The organism is Photorhabdus tasmaniensis, assembly GCF_011189505.1.
GTDB lineage: Bacteria > Pseudomonadota > Gammaproteobacteria > Enterobacterales > Enterobacteriaceae > Photorhabdus > Photorhabdus tasmaniensis.
Map to the genome: position 1 here is coordinate 1 of NZ_PUJU01000200.1, position 565 is coordinate 565.

Genomic DNA, 565 nt, shown 5'->3' on the forward strand with positions numbered 1-565 from the left:
CATAGCGCTCAAGTGTCGCAACGCTGGCTTTCATCGGATTCTTTTCAACCTTAGCGACTGCCGGTGGGGTAATTCCCAATCGTTCGGCTAACTGTGAACTGTTAATGCCTGCCCTTTTTTTCATGCTCTGTATCAACTCGTAGAGTTCTTCTTCCTGTTTGGCTGCTTCATAAGCGGCCTGAGCTCCGGGGGATGAAAGGGCTTGTGCCCTGACTTCTGACCAGGGAATACCTTTAACTTTCATTTGTCATCTCCTCTAATCTTTGCAATGCCAGCTTTATTTCTGGCGCTGGGGTTTTCGGTGTTTTTTTGATAAATGTGCGGAGTATGTAAATTCTCCGGCCGGCGACATAAGCAAAAATGGTTCGGGTAATGTCTTTATTGCCAACACGTAACTGGAATAACCCGTCACGCAACGGCTCTGTTGCCGGGTACCGCAATGTGTTCCCCCTAGCTTCTAGTTTATCAAGTGCCAGTACCGTTTTACCTCTCATCACCTCGTCCAGTGCTTGAATCTCATTGCTAGCTTCTTCGTGAAATATCAGTTCAAACATGCATCCCCCCT

The 565-nt window shown here is 47.4% G+C and carries 2 protein-coding genes; both read right to left on the reverse strand.

The genetic code is table 11. The features are described 5' to 3' along the window. On the reverse strand, nucleotides 1-244 hold a 244-nt coding region (locus C5471_RS23530; protein WP_166296660.1), incomplete at its 3' end, for a helix-turn-helix domain-containing protein. Next, nucleotides 234-554, reverse strand: a complete 321-nt coding sequence (locus tag C5471_RS23535) for a type II toxin-antitoxin system RelE/ParE family toxin (RefSeq protein ID WP_133812495.1) — start codon at nucleotides 552-554, stop codon at nucleotides 234-236. The genes C5471_RS23535 and C5471_RS23530, both read right to left, overlap by 11 nt. Nucleotides 555-565 lie beyond the last annotated feature (11 nt).